The organism is Williamsia sp. R60 (genome assembly GCF_054063855.1).
The window spans coordinates 159,917-181,781 of sequence record NZ_JBSSGR010000004.1; the positions used below are offsets into that span (position 1 = coordinate 159,917).

General features: G+C 65.0%; 22 protein-coding genes. 15 read left to right on the forward strand and 7 right to left on the reverse strand.

The annotated features are described in order from the left end of the window. Window positions 1-64: 64 nt before the first annotated feature. Window positions 65-1,054, forward strand: coding sequence for an alpha/beta hydrolase (locus ACVWY6_RS19680; protein WP_457540398.1), 990 nt, complete (start codon window positions 65-67; stop codon window positions 1,052-1,054). Here ACVWY6_RS19680 and ACVWY6_RS19685 read toward each other — a convergent pair. Together ACVWY6_RS19685 and ACVWY6_RS19690 are read right to left on the reverse strand one after the other, a co-directional pair. Further along, the gene (locus ACVWY6_RS19685; RefSeq protein ID WP_457540400.1) at window positions 1,032-2,813 is read right to left on the reverse strand and encodes an MFS transporter; all 1,782 of its coding nucleotides are present in this window, start codon (window positions 2,811-2,813) and stop codon (window positions 1,032-1,034) included. The genes ACVWY6_RS19680 and ACVWY6_RS19685 overlap by 23 nt on opposite strands. Then, window positions 2,810-4,246: a condensation domain-containing protein gene (locus ACVWY6_RS19690; protein ID WP_457540402.1), complete on the reverse strand. Its 1,437-nt coding sequence runs from the start codon at window positions 4,244-4,246 to the stop codon at window positions 2,810-2,812. The genes ACVWY6_RS19685 and ACVWY6_RS19690 overlap by 4 nt, the downstream gene beginning before the upstream one ends. Window positions 4,247-4,704: 458 nt before the next feature. Here ACVWY6_RS19690 and ACVWY6_RS19695 point away from each other — a divergent pair, with 458 nt between their 5' ends. The 3 genes from ACVWY6_RS19695 to dprA are packed head-to-tail and all read left to right on the forward strand — an operon-like array spanning window position 4,705 to window position 7,789. Further along, window positions 4,705-5,085: a YraN family protein gene (locus ACVWY6_RS19695; RefSeq protein ID WP_457540403.1), complete on the forward strand. Its 381-nt coding sequence runs from the start codon at window positions 4,705-4,707 to the stop codon at window positions 5,083-5,085. Between the two features lies 1 nt (window position 5,086). Then, window positions 5,087-6,640 (forward strand): YifB family Mg chelatase-like AAA ATPase, encoded by a 1,554-nt coding sequence (locus tag ACVWY6_RS19700; RefSeq protein WP_457540405.1) that lies wholly within the window; start codon window positions 5,087-5,089, stop codon window positions 6,638-6,640. Between the two features lie 9 nt (window positions 6,641-6,649). Then, window positions 6,650-7,789: a DNA-processing protein DprA gene (gene dprA, locus ACVWY6_RS19705; RefSeq protein WP_400730577.1), complete on the forward strand. Its 1,140-nt coding sequence runs from the start codon at window positions 6,650-6,652 to the stop codon at window positions 7,787-7,789. Between the two features lie 5 nt (window positions 7,790-7,794). Here the strand turns inward: dprA and ACVWY6_RS19710 are convergent, their stop codons facing one another. Beyond that, window positions 7,795-8,634: an SDR family oxidoreductase gene (locus ACVWY6_RS19710; RefSeq protein WP_457540407.1), complete on the reverse strand. Its 840-nt coding sequence runs from the start codon at window positions 8,632-8,634 to the stop codon at window positions 7,795-7,797. 86 nt (window positions 8,635-8,720) lie between these two features. On the opposite strand from ACVWY6_RS19710, the gene ACVWY6_RS19715 reads away from it, so the two are divergent. Together ACVWY6_RS19715 and ACVWY6_RS19720 are read left to right on the forward strand one after the other, a co-directional pair. Further along, window positions 8,721-9,569, forward strand: coding sequence for a siderophore-interacting protein (locus ACVWY6_RS19715; RefSeq protein WP_457540409.1), 849 nt, complete (start codon window positions 8,721-8,723; stop codon window positions 9,567-9,569). A gap of 98 nt (window positions 9,570-9,667) precedes the next feature. Further along, window positions 9,668-10,582 (forward strand): tyrosine recombinase XerC, encoded by a 915-nt coding sequence (locus tag ACVWY6_RS19720; protein WP_457540411.1) that lies wholly within the window; start codon window positions 9,668-9,670, stop codon window positions 10,580-10,582. A gap of 12 nt (window positions 10,583-10,594) precedes the next feature. On the opposite strand, the gene ACVWY6_RS19725 is transcribed toward ACVWY6_RS19720, so the two are convergent. After that, on the reverse strand, window positions 10,595-11,149 hold the full coding sequence (locus ACVWY6_RS19725; RefSeq protein WP_457540413.1) for a M23 family metallopeptidase: 555 nt from the start codon (window positions 11,147-11,149) through the stop codon (window positions 10,595-10,597). A 341-nt stretch (window positions 11,150-11,490) separates the two neighbouring features. On the opposite strand from ACVWY6_RS19725, the gene rpsB reads away from it, so the two are divergent. From rpsB to ACVWY6_RS19750, 5 genes are all read left to right on the forward strand, one after another. Beyond that, window positions 11,491-12,330, forward strand: a complete 840-nt coding sequence (gene rpsB / locus ACVWY6_RS19730) for a 30S ribosomal protein S2 (RefSeq protein WP_030163598.1) — start codon at window positions 11,491-11,493, stop codon at window positions 12,328-12,330. Between the two features lie 54 nt (window positions 12,331-12,384). Continuing rightward, window positions 12,385-13,209: a translation elongation factor Ts gene (gene tsf / locus ACVWY6_RS19735; protein WP_023963953.1), complete on the forward strand. Its 825-nt coding sequence runs from the start codon at window positions 12,385-12,387 to the stop codon at window positions 13,207-13,209. Between the two features lie 133 nt (window positions 13,210-13,342). Next, window positions 13,343-14,089 carry a UMP kinase gene (gene pyrH / locus ACVWY6_RS19740; RefSeq protein WP_400730566.1) on the forward strand — a complete coding sequence of 249 codons (747 nt, stop codon included), beginning with the start codon at window positions 13,343-13,345 and terminating at the stop codon, window positions 14,087-14,089. Between the two features lie 76 nt (window positions 14,090-14,165). Continuing rightward, window positions 14,166-14,723, forward strand: coding sequence for a ribosome recycling factor (frr, locus tag ACVWY6_RS19745; protein ID WP_023963949.1), 558 nt, complete (start codon window positions 14,166-14,168; stop codon window positions 14,721-14,723). Window positions 14,724-14,730: 7 nt separating this feature from the next. Continuing rightward, window positions 14,731-15,642 (forward strand): phosphatidate cytidylyltransferase, encoded by a 912-nt coding sequence (locus ACVWY6_RS19750; protein ID WP_457540416.1) that lies wholly within the window; start codon window positions 14,731-14,733, stop codon window positions 15,640-15,642. A gap of 45 nt (window positions 15,643-15,687) precedes the next feature. On the opposite strand, the gene ACVWY6_RS19755 is transcribed toward ACVWY6_RS19750, so the two are convergent. After that, the gene (locus ACVWY6_RS19755) at window positions 15,688-16,083 is read right to left on the reverse strand and encodes a LapA family protein (RefSeq protein WP_223249449.1); all 396 of its coding nucleotides are present in this window, start codon (window positions 16,081-16,083) and stop codon (window positions 15,688-15,690) included. Window positions 16,084-16,191: 108 nt separating this feature from the next. Between ACVWY6_RS19755 and rlmN the strand changes: the two genes are divergently transcribed. Then, window positions 16,192-17,301, forward strand: coding sequence for a 23S rRNA (adenine(2503)-C(2))-methyltransferase RlmN (rlmN, locus tag ACVWY6_RS19760; protein ID WP_062797782.1), 1,110 nt, complete (start codon window positions 16,192-16,194; stop codon window positions 17,299-17,301). 153 nt (window positions 17,302-17,454) lie between these two features. After that, window positions 17,455-18,507 carry a class I SAM-dependent methyltransferase gene (locus ACVWY6_RS19765; RefSeq protein WP_457540419.1) on the forward strand — a complete coding sequence of 351 codons (1,053 nt, stop codon included), beginning with the start codon at window positions 17,455-17,457 and terminating at the stop codon, window positions 18,505-18,507. Window positions 18,508-18,546: 39 nt separating this feature from the next. Here ACVWY6_RS19765 and ACVWY6_RS19770 read toward each other — a convergent pair whose 3' ends face one another. Beyond that, a complete protein-coding gene (locus ACVWY6_RS19770; protein WP_457540421.1) occupies window positions 18,547-19,269 on the reverse strand; it encodes an ankyrin repeat domain-containing protein in 723 nt (240 codons plus the stop codon). Next, entirely contained in the window at window positions 19,251-19,505 is a 255-nt protein-coding gene (locus ACVWY6_RS19775; protein WP_023963937.1) for a DUF2631 domain-containing protein, read from the reverse strand. The genes ACVWY6_RS19770 and ACVWY6_RS19775 overlap by 19 nt, the downstream gene beginning before the upstream one ends. Window positions 19,506-19,645: 140 nt before the next feature. Between ACVWY6_RS19775 and puuE the strand changes: the two genes are divergently transcribed. Both puuE and dxr read left to right on the forward strand, forming a co-directional pair. Continuing rightward, window positions 19,646-20,626, forward strand: a complete 981-nt coding sequence (gene puuE / locus ACVWY6_RS19780; protein ID WP_457540423.1) for an allantoinase PuuE — start codon at window positions 19,646-19,648, stop codon at window positions 20,624-20,626. Window positions 20,627-20,685: 59 nt separating this feature from the next. Further along, complete coding sequence (gene dxr, locus ACVWY6_RS19785; protein WP_116915505.1) at window positions 20,686-21,852, forward strand: 1-deoxy-D-xylulose-5-phosphate reductoisomerase; 1,167 nt, start codon at window positions 20,686-20,688, stop codon at window positions 21,850-21,852. Window positions 21,853-21,865 lie beyond the last annotated feature (13 nt).

Consider the following 21,865-nt stretch of genomic DNA (forward strand, 5'->3'; position numbering starts at 1 on the left):
TGGTACACCTCGTCTCGCAAATCGAAATGTAGAAACCGCTGTTGTCACATTTGTGGCGGCCGTATTGGTCTTGACAGTATTCGGCCCGGGATCGGCAATTGCCGAACCTGACGGCCAACCAATTGTCGGCGACCCGACATCGGCCGACGGTTCTCGGGTGGTGAACACGGTCGAACAGGTCGACGGGGTCGTGGACGTGACCGTGAGGTCGGCCGCGATGGGGGCGGACCTGATGGTCAAGGTGCTGCCGGCACAGGACCGGTCGAGTCCTGCGCCCACGATGTACCTGCTCAACGGAGCAGCTGGTGGCGACGGTGGAAGCAGCTGGTTCGATCAGACCGACATCGCATCTTTCTTCAAGGGCCGCAACGTGAATGTGGTGGTGCCGATGGGTGGGGCGGCGAGTTACTTCGCGGACTGGCGCAATGACGACCCGAAACTCGGTCGCCAGAAGTGGGCCACCTATTTGACCGAGGAGCTACCGCCGCTGATGGATGCGCTCCTGAACGGCAACGGGCGCAACGCGATCGCGGGTATCTCGATGGCCGGGACCTCGGTGTTCCAGCTGGCCCTGAAGTCCCCTGATCTGTACCGCGCCGTCGGATCGTACAGCGGTTGCGCAATGACCAGCGACCCCGAAGGCCAGGCCTACGTCCGACTGACCGTCGAGATCCGTGGCGGCGGGAACACGGTGAACATGTGGGGCCCACCGACCGATCCCGAGTGGGTTCGCAACGACCCGTATGTGAATGCCGAGAAGTTGCGCGGCAAAGCCATCTACATCTCGAACGGTACGGGTCTGCCCGGCCAGTACGACGTGATCGACGGGCCCGGCATCAACGGAAACGGATCCAAGCTCGCCGAGCAGATCGCGGTCGGCGCGGTCATCGAGACGGCTACCAACCGCTGCACACTCAAGATGCGTGACCGATTGCAGCAGTTGGGGATTCCCGCCACAGTCGATCTGCGATCAACCGGCACCCACAGCTGGGGTTACTGGCAAGACGATCTCCACAAGTCCTGGCCGATAATCAACGCGGCCCTGACCCGATAGCCGGCGTCGGGGCTGACTGTGCGGCCGACTGGCGGTCGATCTGACGTCGTCGGTGGTTGCGCAGAGCGAGGGTCAGACCGGCGAGTGCCCCCGAGATCGCCGCCAGGGTCCACAGAACGGCTGTGAAGGCCGCCAAGAAGGTGTGCGAGGCTGCCTGGCGGGCCGCTGCGCTGACGTCCGGTTCGGCTTGGGCTGCGACCGCGGAACGAGGCCCGTCCGCGTATGGCTGGATGGCATCGTCTGCGCCGGGACACCCCGGTCCGGGGGTGTCCGGGTGTGCTGAACCCAACTGGGCGGCGGCGCAGCGACCGAACTCGCGAACGACAAACGGCCGCGCGAGTGGAGCAACCTCGGACGTGCCGAGACTGTGCGACAGACTGGTCTGCGCTTCCTGCACAGCCTGTTCCGATTGCGCGGCAACTGCTGTGAAGAAAAGCAGGCTGATCACCGCCATCCCCACGGATGCTCCGATCTGCTGGACGGTGGGGATGGTCCCCGAGGCGGAACCGACAGTCCGCTCTGAGGTGTCCGAGAGCATCGTCGCCTGCAACGGCGCGACGAACAGTCCCATGGCCACGCCGCCGACGGCCAACGGGAGGATGATCGACGACACCTCGATGCCGGCGGCGGGGTCGATGATCACGGCCGTGTAGACGAGTGACCCGCCGAACAAGACGGCTCCCGTCGTCAGCGTCAGTGCCCCGATCCTTCTGACGAGCAGCGCCGAGACAACCGAACCGACCGCGGCGCCGATGGCAAAAGGGAGGGTGAGCAGGCCGGTCCGCAACGGTGAGAATCCAAGGCCGAATTGTGCGGTCACCGAGACGGTGAAGAAGAATGCGGCAAACACACCCAAGAACAGCAGCGACAGGACTGATCCGACGGCGAACGACCTACTGGTGAACAGCTGGAGGTCCAGCAGCGGATAGCCGCCCCGTCTGCCGAGGCGGTGCTCGTGAACGATGAAGAGGCACAGCACCACCACCGACCCCACCAGCATCCACAAATGCCAGGTCGGCCAGCCCCTCTCGCGCCCCATGGCCAGTGGGAGAACGAGCAGGAACAATCCGGTCGTCGACAGCGCGACTCCCGGGAGATCGAGGCCCGGACGGGTGGTGGCATGAAGGGCCGGAAGACATCGATGGCCCACGACGCAGGCGATCAGGCCGAGGGGGAGGTTGACGAGGAAGATCATGCGCCAGCCAAGACCCCACACGTCTGCTGAGATGAGGAGACCCCCGAGCGTCGGTCCGAGCATGGCGGCGACTCCGGCCGTCGCGCCATAGATGCCGAACACCGCTGGATGCCGGGACTTGGGGAACGAGGCCGAGATGATGGCGATGGTCTGGGCCGATGCCAGTGCCGCGCAAGCGCCCTGAACGGCTCTCAACACGATGAGTTCTGTTGCGCCGGTTGCGGTCCCGCACAGCACGGATACCACCGTGAACCCTGCGAGAGCGCCGATGAACAGTCGTCGACGGCCCCACCGTTCGCCCAGGCGAGAAGCGGTCAGAAGAAAGCACGCGAAAGCCAGTGTGTACGCGCTGAGTACAAGCAATTGCTCGCCAGACGAGGCGTGGAGTCCGGACCCGAGACTGGGCAGGGCAATGTTCACGATCGTCATGTCGACCATCTGCATGGACACTGCGATGAGACAACAGGCCAGAGCCGGCCACGATGCTCTCCTCGAAGACGCCCCCTGTGGATCTTTTGTGCGACAAGGAGTGGTGGGAGCAGGAACCGGAGCTCGTGGTCTCAACCTGTCACCTGACGAACACCTGGGCTGGGTGCGTAGTCGCCCTCGGAGATGATCGTCTTGAAGATCTGCCCTACCCGGTCCACATAGATGTCCACCGATGCCCGGGCCTGCGCGGTGTCAGGGAACAGCAGGCTCATGGATGTCTCATCGGCGAATCGATTGACCCACGTGTACACCTCGTCCGATGTACCGCGGTTACCGTAGAACCTCGCGTTGATGGACTCGAACTCGGAGACGCCCGGTAGTCGACGTGCGTCCATGATCGAGACCATCGGCACCGACCATCCGGGTTCGGTCCTGACGCCGAGGTCGGGTTCATCGGAGACGAGTTCGAGCACTCGGTGGAACGAGACGTCGGACAGTTTGCGTCCGGCCAGGTAGGCAACCTGTGCTTGGCGAACCAGGGTTTTGAACGTCGACGACTCATCGATGTCGATCGGCACGGGAATCAGACTGGTGAACCAGCCGACCGCGCTGAACTCCGCGGGAGTCGTCCGTGTGCTCTTGGGCGTGATCGCCAGATAACGACGATCGCCTGTGAACTCGTGCGCAGCGAGGCCGGCGACGGTGAGTACCGCCGCGATGAACCCTGCGCGGCTGTCCCGGCAGATCCGGACCAGTGTCTTCGCGTCCTGTTCGTCGAACAATGTGACCGTCAGGTGTGCGCTCCGCGCGTTTTCTGTACTTTCCTGGCCGAGGTCCAGCGGAAAGGTCGGAAGGCGGCCACCATTGGCCTGGACGAGTTCGATCCATCGCTGCACAGGCGGGGAGTCCAGCGACAGCTGAGCCGATGCTGTTCGTTCCCGATGGCAGTAATCGATGTAGCTGCCGGGCGGAGCGAGATCGTTGTCGCGGCCGAGCCGCGCATTGTCATAGAGGGCAATGGCGTCGACAAGTGAAATCGCCTGTGAAATCGGGTCGGAGTGCAGGTGGTCGATGGCGGCATACATGGTGAACCCGCAGTCGTGTTCGATGGTGCCGAATGTGAAGCAATCCCACTCGAATGGGCCCGGCGTCTCTCGTTGTACCAGTTCCCTTATCTCGTCAGGGTCCCCGATGACATCGTGGTGATGCGGAATGAAATCGATTGTCGTGGGATCGATGACCCGGCGGACGACGGAGTCATCGGGTTCGATGGAGAACCAACTGAGGTGAGTGTCGTGCCGCCGGAGAAAAGCGTTGACGGCGGTGGTCATGGCGGCGTGATCAAGCGTGTGATCTTGATCGAAGGTGCCGACATACAGCCGCGACGACCTGATCTGCGAGTTCTGCCGACAAGCTGCAGTCCGCAGATACTCTTCCTGTTGGTGTGAGGGTGGCGTGGGGTGGATGGGCGCCTGCTGTGCCTGTGTGATCGATGCCAGTGACGCCGACCAAATGGTCACTCTGCCAGCGGGTGGCTTCCAATCATCGATGAGACCGAAATTGACCATGTCATCTCCTGGACGTCCTGACCGAAAACGCGGAGGCAGTCAAAAGGCGCCGACAAATCATGCCGACTGTAGTGCTGCGTTTTTGGCTCGAGACGTCGTATTGTCCGTAATGTCTACGCCCCCGAAGACAATTTGATGTCATTGTGTTCTGAGTGCCTAACAACGACGCGGCTCTCGTCGATGACGGTACAGATTCCCTGGTGGTCGGGCAACCGGAATGCTCAGAAACTATTGCGTGTGAACGATCCTTTTCATACAAATGCATTTCCAAAAGTGCGGATCTGTTCGCAATTGAACCCGGTGGGAATGTCGGGTCCGCTGCCATTCGGTCGATATTCACGATGCGTAATTGCCTATTGCATTCGGGTTTGTCCACAGTGTGTGGTTTGTGCACAGGGTGGTGGTGGTTGGCGTGTTGTGGGGTCTGTGGGTGGGTGTTGGTTTGGGATGTTCTCGGTATGGATCAGTCGGGTGGGGGTGTGCGTCGTTCGCGGCGTGAGGTGGGTCAGTTGGGGGAGGACGCCGCGGCGGAGTATCTCGTGGGTTTGGGGTGGGCCCTAGTGCAGCGGAATTGGCGTTGTCGTTATGGGGAGTTGGATGTGATCGCGATTGATGGTGATGCGTTGGTGGTGGTGGAGGTCAAGACGCGGACCGGGTCGTTGTACGGCGATGTGGCGGAGGCGGTGACGGTGGCCAAGTATCAGCGTATGCGCCGGTTGGCGGGGGTGTGGCTGCGTGAGCAGGGGCGGCGTTGGCCGGTGGTGCGTTTTGATGTGGTTGCCGTGCAACTTGATTCGAAGGACTCGGTGTCGATTTCACATTTGCGTGGGGTGTTCTGAGGTGAAGTTGGGGCGGGTGCGGTCGGTGGCGATCAATGGTGTCGAGGGTGTGGTGGTGGAGATCGAGGCGTCGATCGGTCAGGGTCTGCCGGGTGTGCATCTGGTGGGGCTGGGGGATGCGGCGTTGAAGGAGGCGAAGGATCGTGTGCGTGCGGCGATCACCAACACTGCTGCGGCGAGTAAGGGTGCTGACGGGGGCGAGGGCGCTGTTGCGAAGTGGCCGGAGGGTCGTATCACGTTGGCGTTGTCGCCTGCGACGTTGCCCAAGTCGGGGTCGATGTACGACTTGGCGTTGGCTTTGGCGGTGCTGGCGGCGGGGAATGATTATGCGCCTGCGTATTTGGAGAAGTCTGTGTTTCTGGGCGAGTTGGCGCTCGACGGGCGGGTTCGGCCGGTGCGTGGGGTGTTGCCTGCGGTGGTGGCGGCTCGGCAGGCGGGTTTCACTCATGCGGTGGTGCCGTTGGGCAATGTTGCCGAGGCGGGGTTGGTGTCGGGGATCGAGGTGGGTGGGGCGAGTCATCTGCGGGAGGTGCTTGCTTGGCTCAAGGGAACGTTTGTGCTGGACACGGTGGGTCCGCGGGAGCCGGTCCGGTCGGTGGTGGCGGGGCCGGATCTGTGTGATGTGGTGGGTCAGGATGAGGCGCGGTATGCGATGGAGGTTGCTGCTGCGGGGGCGCATCATCTGTTGTTGACGGGGCCGCCGGGGATCGGGAAGACGATGCTGGCGCGGCGGTTGCCGGGGATCTTGCCGCCGTTGAACGAGGCCGAGGCGTTGGAGGTCACGGCGATTCATTCGATTGCCGGTGGGTTGCCGGCTGATCACCCGTTGATTCGTGATGCGCCGTTCATCGCTCCGCATCACTCGACGACGGTGACTGCGATGATCGGCGGTGGTACGGGGATGGCCAAACCCGGTGCGGTGTCGCGGGCGCACCGCGGCGTCCTGTTCCTCGACGAGTGCGCGGAGCTCGGTGTCAAGGTGCTCGAGACATTGCGAACTCCGTTGGAGGACGGTGAGGTTCGAGTGGCGCGCCGAGACGGGGTCGCTCGATTTCCTGCCCGCTTTCAGCTGATCCTGGCGGCTAACCCGTGCCCGTGCGCTCCGGCGAACGATGTGGACTGTGTGTGCTCGCCCACTGCCCGTCGTCGCTATCTCGGCAAGCTGTCGGGGCCGCTCATGGATCGGGTCGACATCCGGGTTCGCATGGATCCTCCCGGGACAGCGGCCCTGGCGGGCGGGCCCGCGGAATCGAGTGCTGTTGTCCGCGAACGTGTGATGGCGGCACGGGCCGCTGCTCGCGAGCGCTGGCTCGCCCACGGGTGGCAGACGAATGCCGAGGTGCCGGGGTCGGTACTGCGGCGGGGCGATTTTCGCTTGCCGGGTTCAGTGGTCAGACCGATCGAACTGTTCCTGCGAGACGGGCGGGTTACCGCACGCGGAGCGGACCGGGCACTTCGGTTGGCATGGACCCTCGCCGATCTCTCCGGCGCCGAACAGCCGACCGAAAACCATGTGGCGCAGGCGTTGATGTTCCGCGATCGCGGATACAACTGAGGGGACAACATGCTCGACGACAACACACGACTCGACTGGGCATACCTCGCCGGTGTGGCCGAGCCACCGAACGCCGCTCTGCACAAGCTGATTGCGGAGGTGGGCGTGACCGAGGCGGCGCGCGCGGTGTCGCGGCAGTCGGTGCCGCACGGCCACGAAGAGGTACTGCGGGCGACGGCGGCTCGCCACCAGGTCAACACCGCCGAGGAAGACCTGTCCGCGATCGCCCGTCTCGGTGGCAGGCTGGTGACACCCGCTGACGACGAATGGCCCGGATGGCAGCTTCTCGCGCTGGGCCGAGCGGACACCGCGGCCAGAGGCGGTGAGCCCTTGGCGCTGTGGGCCCGTGGGCCGGCAAGGCTCGACGGCGCCGTCGACCGCTCGGTGGCGTTGGTCGGTTCCCGGGCGGCGTCAGGCTATGGCGAGCACGTCACGTCGTCACTCACCGGCGGTCTCGTCGGCGAAGGGTGGTCGGTGATCTCCGGAGGTGCCTACGGCATCGATGGTGTGGCGCACCGGTGTGCGTTGGCCGCGGACGGGACGACGGTGGCCGTGCTCGCATGCGGACTCGACCGTGACTACCCGGCCGGTCACGCAAGGTTGATCGCCGAGATAGCTCGCACCGGAGTGGTGGTCAGCGAATACCGCCCGGGCACATCGGCGGCCAAGCATCGCTTCTTGACCCGGAACCGTCTGGTGGCGGCACTGTCGCGGGCGGTCGTCGTGGTGGAGGCAGGCGGGCGCAGCGGCGCGGCCAACACAGCCGCGTGGACTCGGAAGCTGGGGCTGCCTCTCGGTGCGGTGCCAGGACCGGTCACATCGGCGACTTCCATCGGATGCCACCGGATGATTGCCGACGGTGTGGCGCAACTGGTGACCAGTTCAGGCGACATCATCAGGCTGGCCGAGCCCGACGGTGTGACGGGTTCGGAAGCCCGCGCGTCGTCAGTGCGACCGACCGACGGCCTCGACGAAACCCAGCAACGAACCTACGACGCGGTGCCGGCGCGTGGATCACTGACCATCGGCGAAATTGCTTTTACCAGTGGACTCGACGTCCGCCAAGTGCGCTCTGCGCTGGCCGTCCTGGAAACGCGAGGCCTGCTGAGCACCAACGGATCCGGGTGGAGACTGGCCGGATCGCGGTGAGTACCTCAGGGCCGCCGGGGAACGCCGATGACGGTTCGTAGGAGCAGATCGGCGACCGCGGTCGGTAGAGCCCCCACCATTGTCGCCTGAACCTTGTTCGCAGCGCCGACCACATAACGGGCCCGCGGCCGCCGCGCCGTCAAGGCCGATTCGATGGTGGCGGCAACAGTGTCCGCAGGAACCGCCACCTTCTGCGAGAGGGGAATCGACTTGCGGTATCCGGCAATGTGTTTGGCGTAGAGGCTGCGGTGTTCGCGCGACATGTCACTCACCAGGCTTTCGAGAGTGGATTCGGCGTCGCGCCAGATGTCGGTGTCGGTCTGGCCTGGTTCGATCAGCACGACGGGGATCTTCCACGGCCGCAATTCCATTCGAAGCACGTCCGCCATGCCTTCGAGAGCGAACTTCGACGCGTTGTAGGCACCCGTCATCGGGGTGGCGATCCGGCCGCTGACCGACGACACGAACAGCACTCGTCCACGGGAGGCCCTGAGCCGGGGCAGCAACGCGCGGGTGACGGCATGCTGGCCGATGACGTTGACATCGAGTTGGTGTCGGAGCTGTTCGGGTGAGACGGCTTCCACCGGACCGCCGACGACGATGCCGGCATTGTTGACAACCGCGTCCAGCTCGGCAGGCAACACGCGGTCGAGGTCTGCCACGTGGTCGGCGTCGGTGATGTCGAGGACCACGGGTGTGATCAACGCGGGAGCCAGCGCGCGCAACTCCTCGCCGGCGCCGTCGTCACGCACTCCTGCGAACACAGTCCAGCCCGCATTCGCGAGGCGCTGGGTGGTCGCGCGTCCGATACCGCGAGAGGCGCCGGTGATCAATATGGTGGGCATGGCAGCGACGGTATATCGGATCGCCGAACTTAGGGTCACCTACCTTTCCGGTACCGTGGGTTCGAATGCGATGAGAGGACCAACGCGTGGCCAAGAAGCTCAACACCATGACGGTGCAACGGACCGAACAACTCACCCCTCACATGGTGAGGGTGTATCTCGGCGGTCCCGGGTTCGAAGAGTTCACACCGGTGGACGACACCGACATGTACGTCAAGATCCTGTTCCCGCCTGAGGGTGTCCGGTATCCCGAACCGTTTGATCTCGAGCGGATCAGGGAGGAGTTCGAGCCAGGTCAACAACCGGTCCTGCGGACGTACACGGTGCGAAGGGTCGACACAGTGGCCCGCGAAGTGGCGATCGATTTCGTGGTGCACGGCACCGAAGGGCTCGCGGGGCCATGGGCGGCGTCCACACAGCCAGGCGATGTGGTGCGGTTCTTGGGCCCTGGCAGTGGATACCGCCCCAGAACCGACGTCGACTGGCATCTGCTCGCTTCCGATGAAGCGGGATTGCCGGCGCTCGCCGCAGCCCTGGAATCGATGCCCGATGGCGCGGTCGTGAAGGCCTTCATCGAGGTCGCCGGGCCGGGCGATCACGTCGACATCGCAGCCCCCGACACCGCGGAGATCACCTGGTTGCACCGGGGTGGCTCGTCGGATGAGGTGGGGGACGACAAAGCCGGCGCCAACGCTCCCATCGTCGCGGCCGTCAAACAGGCAGAGTGGCTGCCGGGCACGGTTCAGGTCTTCATCCACGGCGAAGCAGAGGCGGTCATGCACAATCTGCGCGCCTATGTCAGGAAAGAGCGCGGCGTCCCGGCATCGCACGCTTCCATCTCCGGGTACTGGCGTCGTGGACGGACAGAAGAGGGTTTCCGGCAATGGAAAGCCGAACTCAAAAAGAAGGAAGAGGCCGCCGGCAGCGCAGTCTGACCCGTTGATGCCCGCGCACGGGTGCGATCGGGACACAAAAGCTGCACGGTCGGGTGTGGCGTCTTGCAGTAGAGGTCCGAGATCGCTTGGCTGAGTCGGTGAGTGCCGCGATCATCGACGAGTACGAGAGCTACCTGCGCCTCGAATGCGGGCACAGCGACCACACCGTGCGCGCCTACCTCGGTGACATCCGGTCGCTGATCAGTTTCGCGGGTGCCCGCGGCATCGCACCGACGGCAATCGATCTGGGTCTGCTGCGTGCCTGGCTCGCGGCACACAGCAAGGCGGGGGCAGCCCGGACCACCATCGCGCGCCAGGCTTCGTCGGCAAAACGCTTCACGGCCTGGGCAACCCGCGAAGGTACCCTCGCCGCAGATCCGGGCACCCGACTCCAGGCCCCCCGGGCTCATCGCACCCTTCCAGGGGTGTTGAGCGCGGAGCAGGCGGAAGCGGCCATGCAACCGGCGCGCGCCGACGATCCGCAGAACCCGTCCGACCCGGCTGACCCCATCGGCCAGCGGAACCGACTGATCGTCGAATTGTTGTACGCCACAGGCATTCGGGTGGGGGAGCTGTGCGGCCTGGATATCGGGGACGTCGACACGGGACGCAACGTCGTCAGGGTCATCGGTAAGGGCAACAAGGAACGGACGGTGCCGTTCGGCGCCCCCGCAGCCGCCGCGTTGAACACGTGGCTGAGATCAGGGCGGCCGGCGCTGGCGAAACCCAAGGCGGGCAACGCATTGCTCGTCGGGGCCAAGGGCGGACGACTTGATCAGCGGATGGCCCGCACGGTGGTCCACCAGATACTGCGGAGCCTGCCCGACACCCCTGACCTCGGCCCTCACGGATTGCGCCACAGTGCGGCGACCCATCTCCTCGAAGGAGGCGCCGACCTTCGCGTGGTGCAGGAACTGCTGGGCCACGCGAGCCTTGCGACAACGCAGCTGTACACCCACGTCAGTGTCGAACGCCTTCGTAAGGTCCACGATCAGGCGCACCCCAGGGCTTGAGGCCCGCCCGCCTCACGCGTCGCCTGTCTCGAGGGGCTTCAGGCGCACCCGCACAACGCCGAGCAAGGCCAGCGGATCGAGGTATGTTGCCGACGCTCCGGCTCCGCGACGGGCGCCCCAATGCAGGCACGGGCGAGCGCAGCCCTCATGGCCGGGCTCGAGCACACCGATCGGCGAGCCGCGGGCCACCGGCATACCGGCGCGCACCGAGGACTTCACCGGTTCATACGTGGTCAACAAACCGTCCGGGTGCCGAATCGACACCACCGGCTTTCCCGCGACGGGACCCGCGAAATGCACCACCCCGTCGCCTGCCGAATAGACGGTGGCGCCTGCCGCCGCGGCAAGGTCGACACCGCGGTGACCGGGCAGCCAGCGCTGCGTGGGCGGCTCGAAGGTGTGTAGCACTTGTGGGGTCGGAATCAGCGGCCAGGTGAACCCGCGCGACGGAGCCGAGGCGGGTGCGGCGCGTGCTGCCGGCTGCGACTGCAGCGCGAGCAGCGGTACGGCGGCCACGATCACGCCCAGCAGCGCTGCCACGCGGCACAGTGCCCACCAGAAAGCCATGGATCCGAGCCTGCTGGATGTGTCAGCCGATCGCGCGATGAGCTGCGAAGATGTGCATGAAAGATCTTTCTGTCCACAACGCTCGCCGAGGCCTTGACATCGGGCCCGCTTCGGTGAGGGAAGCGATTTCGTGTCGGGCCCCCACGCGCGTAGACTCATGTGGCGCTCTCGCTGCGGCGGGAGTGACTTCGCGCGTCTGCAGTCGGCCAGCGTCATGCCGGCCGAGACAGCGTGTGGGCAGTCCTCGTCGGTGATCGTTCTTCACCGGGGGTTCCACACGTGCCAGGCGCCAGGGCCGACGACCAACCGGGCGCCGGCATGAACTGCAATGAAAGTGAATTATGGCTGTCGTAACCATGAAGCAGCTGCTGGACAGCGGCGCTCATTTCGGGCATCAGACCCGTCGTTGGAATCCGAAGATGAAGCGATTCATCTTCACCGATCGCAACGGCATCTACATCATCGACCTGCAGCAGACACTGACGTACATCGACAAGGCGTACGAGTTCGTCAAGGAGACGGTTGCCCACGGTGGCACCATCCTCTTCGTCGGAACCAAGAAGCAGGCTCAGGAATCCATCGCCTCCGAATCGCTGCGCGTGGGCATGCCCTACGTGAACCAGCGCTGGCTCGGCGGCATGCTCACCAACTTCTCCACCGTGCACAAGCGCCTCCAGCGCCTCAAGGAACTCGAGGCCATGGAGCAGACCGGCGGTTTCGAAGGTCGCACCAAGAAGGAAATCCTCATGCTCACGCGTGAGATGACCAAGCTGGATCGCACCCTCGGTGGTATCCGGGACATGTCGAAGGTCCCTTCGGCGATCTGGGTTGTCGACACCAACAAGGAGCACCTCGCGGTCTCCGAGGCTCGCAAGCTGAACATCCCGGTGATCGCCATCCTCGACACCAACTGCGATCCGGACCTCGTCGACTACCCGATCCCGGGTAATGATGACGCCATCCGCAGCGCCGCACTCCTCACCCGCGTCGTCGCTTCGGCGGTCGCCGAGGGCCTGCAGGCTCGCGCCGGTCAGAGTGCCGATGCCGACGCCAAGCCCGAAGGTGGCGCCACCGAGCCGCTCGCCGAATGGGAGCAGGAACTGCTCACCCAGGCGACCACACCGGCCGCAGGCACCGAGGAAGCTGCCCCGGCGCAGGCCGAAACCCCCGCGCAGGCCTGATCCCTCCGGCTTTCGCATCACCCCCGACACAATCGACAGGAGGCTCGCCCACCCATGGCGAATTACACCGCCGCTGACGTCAAGCGGCTCCGTGACCTCACCGGCGCGGGCATGCTCGACTGCAAGAACGCGCTGGCCAACAACGACGGCGATTTCGACAAGGCCGTCGAAGAACTGCGGATCAAGGGCGCCAAGGACGTCGGCAAGCGTGCCGAGCGGTCCACCGCCGAAGGTCTGATCGCCGCCAAAGACGGTGCGATGATCGAGATCAACTCCGAGACGGACTTCGTGGCCAAGAACGACGAGTTCCAGGCGCTGGCCGCTCAGGTTCTCGACGCTGCTGTCGCCGCCAAGACGTCCGACGTGGAGGCCCTCAAGGCCACCAGCGTCGGCGACAAGACGGTCGACGAGCTGATCCAGGAGCTCTCCGCCAAGATCGGCGAGAAGCTGGTCTTGAACCGGGTCTCGTACCACGAGGGCAATGTGGCGTCCTACCTGCACAAGCGGGCTTCGGATCTCCCGCCTGCCGTCGGCGTCCTGGTGGAGTACACCGGCGACACCCCCGAGGCTGCGGAAGCTGCTCGTGGAGCAGCCATGCAGGTTGCTGCGTTGCGCGCCAAGTACGCCTCGCGCGACGAGGTGCCCGAGGACGTGGTCGCTTCCGAGCGTCGCATCGCCGAGCAGACCGCTCGCGAGGAGGGCAAGCCCGAACAGGCACTGCCCAAGATCGTCGAAGGCCGGCTCAACGGATTCTTCAAAGACGTCGTGCTGGTCGACCAGCCGTCGGTCCAGGAATCCAAGAAGACGGTCAAGGCCGTCCTCGACGAGGCAGGGGCGCAGGTTGTGTCCTTCACTCGTTTCGAGGTCGGACAGGCCTGAGTTTTCATGAGAGAACCCCGTGCGAATCAATCGATTCGCCGGGGTTCTTTTGTGCTCGTTTAGGATTGGGCCGGACCCGGGACGCATCCCGGACCCGCCGGCACCAGTAGCCCGCCGCGCCCACAATCGCTCCATGGAGGAACGCCACATGACCGACGACGCCACCGCTCAACGCGCCGGGTTCAAACGGGTTGTCCTGAAGCTGGGCGGCGAGATGTTCGGCGGCGGCAAGGTCGGTCTCGACCCCGACGTCGTGTCCACCGTCGCCGACCAGATCGCCGAGGTGGTCGACACCGGTGTCCAGGTGGCCGTGGTGATCGGCGGCGGAAACTTCTTCCGTGGCGCCGAACTTCAGCAGCGGGGTCTCGAGCGCGCCCGGTCCGACTACATGGGCATGCTCGGCACCGTTATGAATTGCCTTGCGCTACAGGACTTCCTGGAGAAGCGCGGCGTCGTCACCCGAGTGCAGACAGCCATCACGATGGGTCAGGTCGCCGAACCGTACATTCCGTTGCGTGCCCAGCGGCACCTGGAGAAGGGCCGTGTCGTCATCTTCGGTGCAGGCATGGGAATGCCGTACTTCTCCACGGACACCACCGCTGCCCAACGCGCCCTCGAGATCAAGGCCGAGGTGGTTCTCATGGCCAAGGGCGTCGACGGCGTGTACTCCGCCGATCCCAGGATCGACCCGGACGCCACCCTGTACCGCGAGATCACGCACCGTGAGGTGCTCGAACAGGGCCTCAAGGTCGCCGACGCCACCGCATTCAGTCTCTGTATGGACAACCAGATGCCCATCCTGGTCTTCAACCTGCTCGAGCAGGGCAACATCGCCCGTGCGGTCGCAGGTGAGAAGATCGGAACACTGGTCAGCACCTGACCCGCGACTCGGCCCGCCCGTCGTTGCGGAGACGGACCGGCCGCGGCACCACCACCACACGACAACGGAGGACACCATGATCGACGACGCGCTGCTCGACGCCGAGGAAAAAATGGAGAAGGCCGTCATTGTGGCCCGCGACGACATGGGTTCGGTCCGAACCGGCCGGGCGAACCCGGCGATGTTCAACCGCGTCACCATCGACTACTACGGTGCGCCCACCCCGATCACGCAGGTGTCGTCCATCAACACCCCGGAGCCGCGCATGGTGGTGATCAAGCCATACGAGCAGTCGTCTCTGGGTCTGATCGAAACAGCGATCCGCAACTCCGACCTCGGTGTCAACCCGACCAACGACGGCAACATCATTCGGGTCGCGATTCCCCAGCTGACCGAAGAACGACGTCGTGAACTCGTCAAACAGGTCAAATCCAAGGGTGAGGACGCCAAGGTGTCCATCCGTAACGTGCGTCGCAAAGCGGTCGATGAACTCAAACGCATCCAAAAAGACGGCGAAGCCGGTGAGGATGAGGTGACCCGGGCCGAAAAGGATCTGGACAAGACCACCTCGACGTACGTCGCGCAGGTCGACGAATTGGTCAAACACAAGGAAAGCGAACTGCTCGAGGTCTAGTCATCCGATGACGACTTCACGCAGTTCCAGGGGAGCAGGGCAGACGGTGACCGACACAGATCGGCCGCAGGACACACCAGGACCGCAGCCCAAGGGCTCCAGCTCGCGGGCCGGCCGGAACCTCCCGGCCGCAATCGGGGTCGGAGGCGCTCTGGGTGTGTCGCTGATCCTGATCCTCACCTTCGTCCCCGAGGTCTGGTTCCCGGTCGTGGCGGTGGCCATCGCGGTCGCCAGCTGGGAGGTCACCAAACGATTCCGAGATGCCGGTATCAAGGTCGCGCTGATCCCGATCCTCGTGGGCGGACAGGCGATCATCTGGGTGAGCTGGCCCTGGGGGATCACCGGATCAGTGGTGGCCTTCGCCGCGACGGTCCTGGTCTCGATGATCTGGAAACTGCTCTCGCAGGGATTGCAGGCGGCGCCTCAGCACTACCTCCAGGACCTCGCCGGCACCACGTTGGTGCTCGCCTGGCTGCCGTTGATGGGCGCCTTCGGCGCCTCGATGGTGCTCGAAGAGCACGGTGCGGCGAGAGTCTTCACGCTGATGATCGTCGTCGCCTGTTCCGATATCGGCGGGTACATCGCGGGAGTCACGTTCGGGCGGCACGCCATGGTTCCCGCGATCAGCCCGAAGAAGTCGTGGGAGGGCATGGCCGGATCCATGCTTTTCGGCATCGTCGGCGCCGTACTCACCGTCACCTACCTCGTCGACTCCCACTGGTGGATCGGACTGATCCTCGGGCCGGTGCTGGTCGTGTGCGCCACGCTCGGCGATCTCGTGGAGTCACAGGTCAAGCGTGATCTCGGTATCAAGGACATGGGCACGCTGCTGCCAGGACACGGCGGGATCATGGACCGACTCGACTCGGTGCTGCCGTCGGCCTTCGTGGTGTGGGCCGTGCTGGGCGCGCTGCTCTGATCGCTCACCCGCCGCGGACTCAACCGTGATCGGTGAAAGCCGGGTTCAGGGCCGGGCCTTCTTCACCGCCCGGCGAACCTGCAACATCCGAAGACTCCCGATGATCGCGGTGATGACGGCGCCGAGGATCGCCGCGACGAGCAGGCTCACGCCGAGCGGCAGGTTCACACTCCAGAAGAAGAGATCGACCTGCTGCTTGTCGAGGTTCTGCAAGATGAAGATCAGCAGCACGAGGGTCACCAGGACACCGATGATGAGCCCGACCCAGGCTGCGCGGGTACGGGTGTGCTTCACGTCGTCGAGCGCTTTGCGCCGCTCTTCCTCGCGGTGGTCGGCGGCGGGGACATCGCTGCCGGTGTAGTCCGGGGGAGGCGCGCTGCCGGTGGTGGCCGGGTCGTACGCGGGTTCCTGCGGGTAACCCTCGGGCTGTTGGTAAGTCATGTGTTCCATGGTGCGTCAGCGCGCACCGAACGACAATGTCGGTGATCGAATTGGCATCATCACCGGGCCGAATTGGCTTCTGTGGCCCCAGTCCGTCACCCTTGTGTTATGACAAGTCCGCTGCCGTTGGTGTTCGACGCGCCCAAACGGGGCAAGCCGCCGCAGCATCTGGCCGACCTCGACGCCGCCGGCCGCGTGGCCGCAGTGACCAAACTGGGCTTACCCAAGTTCCGGGCGGATCAGTTGGCCCGCCAGTACTACGCCCGTCTCAACGCCGACCCGGCCGAGATGACGGACCTGCCTGCAGCGATGCGTGAATCCGTCGGTCAGGCTCTGTTCCCGCAGCTGATGACGGTGGTTCGCCACATTGCCTGTGACGACAACACCACGCGCAAGACCCTGTGGCGACTTCATGACGGCACGCTTCTCGAGTCGGTGTTGATGCGGTATTCCGATCGCACCACTCTGTGCATCTCGAGTCAGGCCGGCTGTGGCATGGCCTGCCCGTTCTGCGCGACGGGTCAGGGCGGCCTCGACCGCAATCTCTCCACCGCGGAGATCGTCGACCAGGTGCGCGCCGCCGCCCGGTCCATGCGTGACGGGGAGCTCGGCGACCCCGGGCGTCTCTCCAACGTCGTCTTCATGGGAATGGGCGAGCCGCTCGCGAACTACAAGCGGGTCATCGACGCCGTCCGGCGCATCACGTCGCCGGCTCCCGAAGGCCTCGGGATCTCTCAGCGGTCGGTCACGGTGTCGACCGTGGGTCTGGCGCCCGCCATTCGGCGGATGGCCGACGAAGGACTGACCGTGACCCTCGCGGTGTCACTGCACACCCCCGACGACGAACTGCGCGACACCCTGGTTCCGGTGAACAACCGGTGGTCGGTGCGCGAGGTACTCGACGCCGCCCGCTACTACGCGGACTCCACCGGCCGGCGGGTCTCGATCGAATACGCCCTCATCCGCGACATCAACGACCAGCCGTGGCGTGCCGACCTCCTCGGGGAGAAGCTGCGCAAGGCACTCGGACCCCTGGTGCACGTGAATTTGATCCCCCTCAACCCGACGCCGGGCTCGAAGTGGGACGCGAGCCCCAAGCCCGTCGAGCGCGAGTTCGTGAGACGCGTGATCGCGCAGGGTGTTTCGTGTACGGTTCGCGACACCCGTGGCCAGGAGATCGCCGCGGCCTGCGGGCAACTCGCCGCCGAAGAGCGCTGAGGCGCCGTTCACCTGGCACTGCCCCCGGCTGGTGGCCACGCAAACATGTGTGCGGCATTCGCAGGACAAGTTGCCCGCCGTTCATCGATCAGATGCTGTACTCGTCACACACGCCCGAACAGATGAGACGAGACCATGACTTCCCAGGCGCCTATGACCACGGAACAATTCGCCGACCACGTGTTCGGTGCTCTACTCGGCGCCCAGCAGGTCCAGGCGCTGTATCTGGGTGACCGGCTCGGCTGGTACAAACTGCTCGCGAAGGAAGGCCCGCTGTCACCAGCGGAACTGGCAGAGCGATCCGGCACAGCGGAACGCTATGCCCGCGAGTGGCTCGAGCATCAGGCGGTCTCAGGTTACGTGATCGCCGACATCGGGCCCGAGGTCACCCGATTCGCGCTGCCCGCAGAGTATTCCGAGGTTCTGGTGAACGGCGACAGCCTGTCGTACCTCGCCCCGCTGGCACGGTTGTCGGTCGCCACTGGGAGTCAGATGTCGGAACTGCTGCAGGCCTATCGCACCGGCGGCGGTGTGTCGTGGCAGCAACTCGGCGCCGATGCCCGCGAGGCGCAGTCGTACGCCAACCGGCCGATGTACATGGGGCAGTTGACTTCTGAGTTCCTGCCGCAAATCCCTGATCTGCATGCGTTGTTGACCGCGGGTGCGCGTATCGCCGACCTGGGATGCGGTGAGGGATGGTCGTCGATCGCCCTCGCTGTGGGATATCCGAACGTCTCGGTCGACGGCTACGACATCGACACGGACTCCGTGGCCGCCGCGCAGCGGAACGCTGTCGAGTACGGCGTGTCGGACCGCGTCACGGTGACCGTGGCCGATGCTCAGTCAGAACTGGATTCCGACAGCCACGATGCGGTCTTCGCCTTCGAGTGCGTGCACGACCTCTCGGATCCGGTGTCGTTCCTCGCGACGATGCGTCGAATAGCGAAACCTGGCGCACCGATCATCGTGATGGATGAACGAACGGCCGATTCCTTCACCCCTGATGCCGGGCCGGTGGAACAACTGCTGTACGGATTCTCGATCGGTTGTTGCTTGCCCGACAGCATGTCCGGTGGGGACAGTGCAGCCACCGGAACTGTCATGCGGACGTCCACGCTTGATGCCTACGCCCGGTCGGCAGGACTGGACGGGGCCTCCGTGCTCGACATCGAGCACGACATCTTCCGTTTCTACAGGCTCCAATGACGACAACCGGGTGATGCCGCGGGACCACGCCGTCCGCGGTCAACCACCCAGGAGCCGCACGATGTCGGTCTGACCGAGGTTGCGTGCATTGTCCACGGCAGTTCGTCCCTGCGCGTCCCGGACATCGGGGTTCGCACCCGCCGCGAGCAGGCGCGCCACGATGTCCTGGTACGGCGCCGAACCATCTCCGTAGACAACGGCTTCGAGAAGTGCGGTCCAGCCGGAGTAATTGATGTGGTCCAGCGGAACCCCGGCGTCGATCAGCAACTGCACGGTGGTCGGGTGCCCCTTCTCCGCTGCCGGAATCAGGGCGGTGCCCCCGAATCGGTTGAGCGACCGCACATCTGCGCCGTGGTCGAGGGTGAGGACGAGTATCTCGTCGAGGCCTTCGGCGCCCGCGTAGAGATACGCGGAGTCGTCGAGATCATCCTTGGCATTGACATCGGCGCCGGCGAGGATCAGCCGTCGTGCGGTCTCGACATCATTGGCCTTGGTGGCCGCGACCAAGGGCGTGCGTCCGTCGGCATCGGTGACCTCGAGTGCGGGATCAGGGCTGGGTGTCGACGCCGGCGGTGCCGGCGGGGGCGTCTTGGAGATGACCGATGGACGGGTGGTCGACGGCTCGGTGCTGTCGGCGCGAGGCGGCTCGGACGTGGCGGTGCACGCAGCGCAAAACAGGATCAGGCATCCCGCTGTGGCGGACAGTGCCCGTCGCAGGCGGGAGGGCGAGGACGCGACCGCGCCTACTTCTTGATCGCCCATTTTCTGCGGCTGAGGATCTCGCCGCGGATCAAGATGAAGGCGAGGAGCAAGGCGAAGCCGAGCAGGAAGAGGTCTTCGACGTGACCTTCGTGATTTCCGATCATCATGACCAGCAGTGCCACGATCGACACCCATCCGGCGATCTTGAAAGTCTTGAGACCTTCGCCGTGCCAGCCGAATCGGGCCGACGGCGCATCCGCGGGCTCGCGCTTGTACTCGACCTCAGTGCTGGCCACGGCTACTCCTGATGGTTGGGACCGACGATTCTTCCGCGTCAGCATATCGTGGGCGGTCGGGCCTCGGCCGACGTGGGGTTGGTCGGGTCGTGCCCTTCCCGGCGCCGTCTCCGCTGCGCCTTCGGTGACCCGGTGCCAGAATGAACGCCGTGCCGCCGGAAAATCATGTAAGCGCCGACTATCCGCGTGATCTGGTCGGATACGGCCGCACCCCACCGCATCCGCAGTGGCCAGGCGAGGCCAACATCGCCGTGCAATTCGTCCTCAATTATGAGGAGGGTTCGGAGAACAACGTCCTCGAGGGCGACCGTGGGAGTGAGACGTTCCTGTCGGAAATGGCTGGCGCGGAATCATTTCCCAACCGGCACATGAGCATGGAGTCGTTGTACGAGTACGGTTCGCGGGCCGGCCTGTGGCGACTACTCCGCGTCTTCGACCGCCGCGAACTGCCCCTGACCATCTTCGCCGTCGCACAAGCCATGGCGCGCAATCCCGAGGCCGTCGCTGCTTTTCTCGAACGGGGCGACGAGATTGCTTCGCACGGCTTGCGCTGGCTCAGCTATCAATTGGTTGACCCCGACATCGAGCGTGCCCACATGGCCGAAGCCGTCGAGATCCTCACGGAACTGACCGGGGCCGCGCCGCTCGGCTGGTACACCGGCCGGGATTCGCCCAACACCCGTCGGCTGGTCGTCGAGCACGGCGGTTTCCTGTACGACTCCGACAGTTATGCCGATGACCTGCCGTACTGGGACAAGGTGACCGTCCCGGGTCGGGGCCCCGGTACCCCAGACCGCACCGTTGATCATCTTGTTGTGCCGTACACCCTCGACACCAATGACATGAAGTTCTCCTCACCCGCCGGCTTCCCCTCGGGCGACCAGTTCTTCGCCCACCTGCGCGATGCGTTCGACGTTCTCTACGCCGAAGGTGAGGCGGGGGCCCCGAAGATGTTGTCGATCGGGTTGCACTGCCGCTTGGCGGGACGCCCCGCTCGCACCGCAGCCCTGGAGCGTTTTCTCGACCACGTGCAGTCGCATGACAAGGTGTGGATCGCCCGGCGGGTCGACATCGCTCGCCACTGGGCCGAGCGACATCCGGCGCCGGGGACCGGCGGGTGACAAGTCGCCGCTCGTCGAGGTGGTCGCGCGGGTAGTACGGGATCGATCACACTGGGTGGGTGACCACACGCGTTCTCATTCTCGGTAGCACCGGATCGATCGGTACCCAGGCACTGGAGGTGATCTCAGCCAACCGCGACCGATTCGCGGTGGCCGGCCTCGGCGCCGGTGGCGGCAACGTCGACCTGCTCGCGAAGCAGATCAGTCAGTGGCAGCTCCCCGGCTCGGCGGTCGCCGTTGCCGATCCCGATGCTGCCGCACGCGTCGAGTCCGTCACCGGGACGACTGGCGTCCTGTCAGGGCCAGATGCCATGAGCGACCTGGTCGAGGCGACCGGCGCAGACGTAGTGCTCAACGCCGTGGTCGGATCACTCGGACTCAGGCCGACGCTGACGGCGCTGCGATCCGGTGCCCGGTTGGCGCTGGCCAACAAGGAGTCGCTCGTCGCCGGGGGAGCGTTGGTGCTGGCCGCCGCCGGGCCGGATCAGATCGTGCCCGTCGACAGCGAACACTCCGCCATCGCGCAATGCCTACGGGCCGGGACAGCGGCCGAGGTCGACCGGCTGGTGCTCACCGCGTCCGGCGGGCCGTTCTTCGGCTGGGACGCCGCAGCACTGGAGGACGTCACCCCAGAGCAGGCCGGTAAACATCCGACCTGGTCGATGGGACCGATGATCACCCTCAACTCGGCGACCCTGGTGAACAAGGCGCTGGAGGTGATCGAGGCCCATCTGCTGTTCGGGGTTCCATACGAACGCATCGACGTGACAGTTCACCGCCAGTCGATCGTGCATTCCATGGTCACGTTCATCGACGGCGCCACGGTCGCCAAGGCGTCTCCTCCGTCGATGAAGCTGCCGATCGCCCTCGCCCTGGGCTGGCCGGACCGCATCGCGGGGGCGTCGACGCCGTGCGACTTCTCGTCCGCGGCAACGTGGACCTTCGAACCGGTCGACAACGCGGTGTTCCCGGCCATCGATCTCGCCCGTCACGCCGGAACGCGTGGGGGATCGCTGACGGCGGTGTTCAACGCCGCCAATGAAGCAGCTGCCGACGGGTTCTTCGCAGGTGCCATCACCTTCCCCCGGATAGTCGGGATCATCGAGGAGGTGCTCGCTGCTGCGGATCAGTGGACCGAGGACCCAGGTACGGTGGATGACGTCCTGGCGGCCGACGCCTGGGCGCGTGAACGCGCTCGTCTGCTCGTCGCCGGTGTGCACCGTTAGCAGGTTCTCAGAA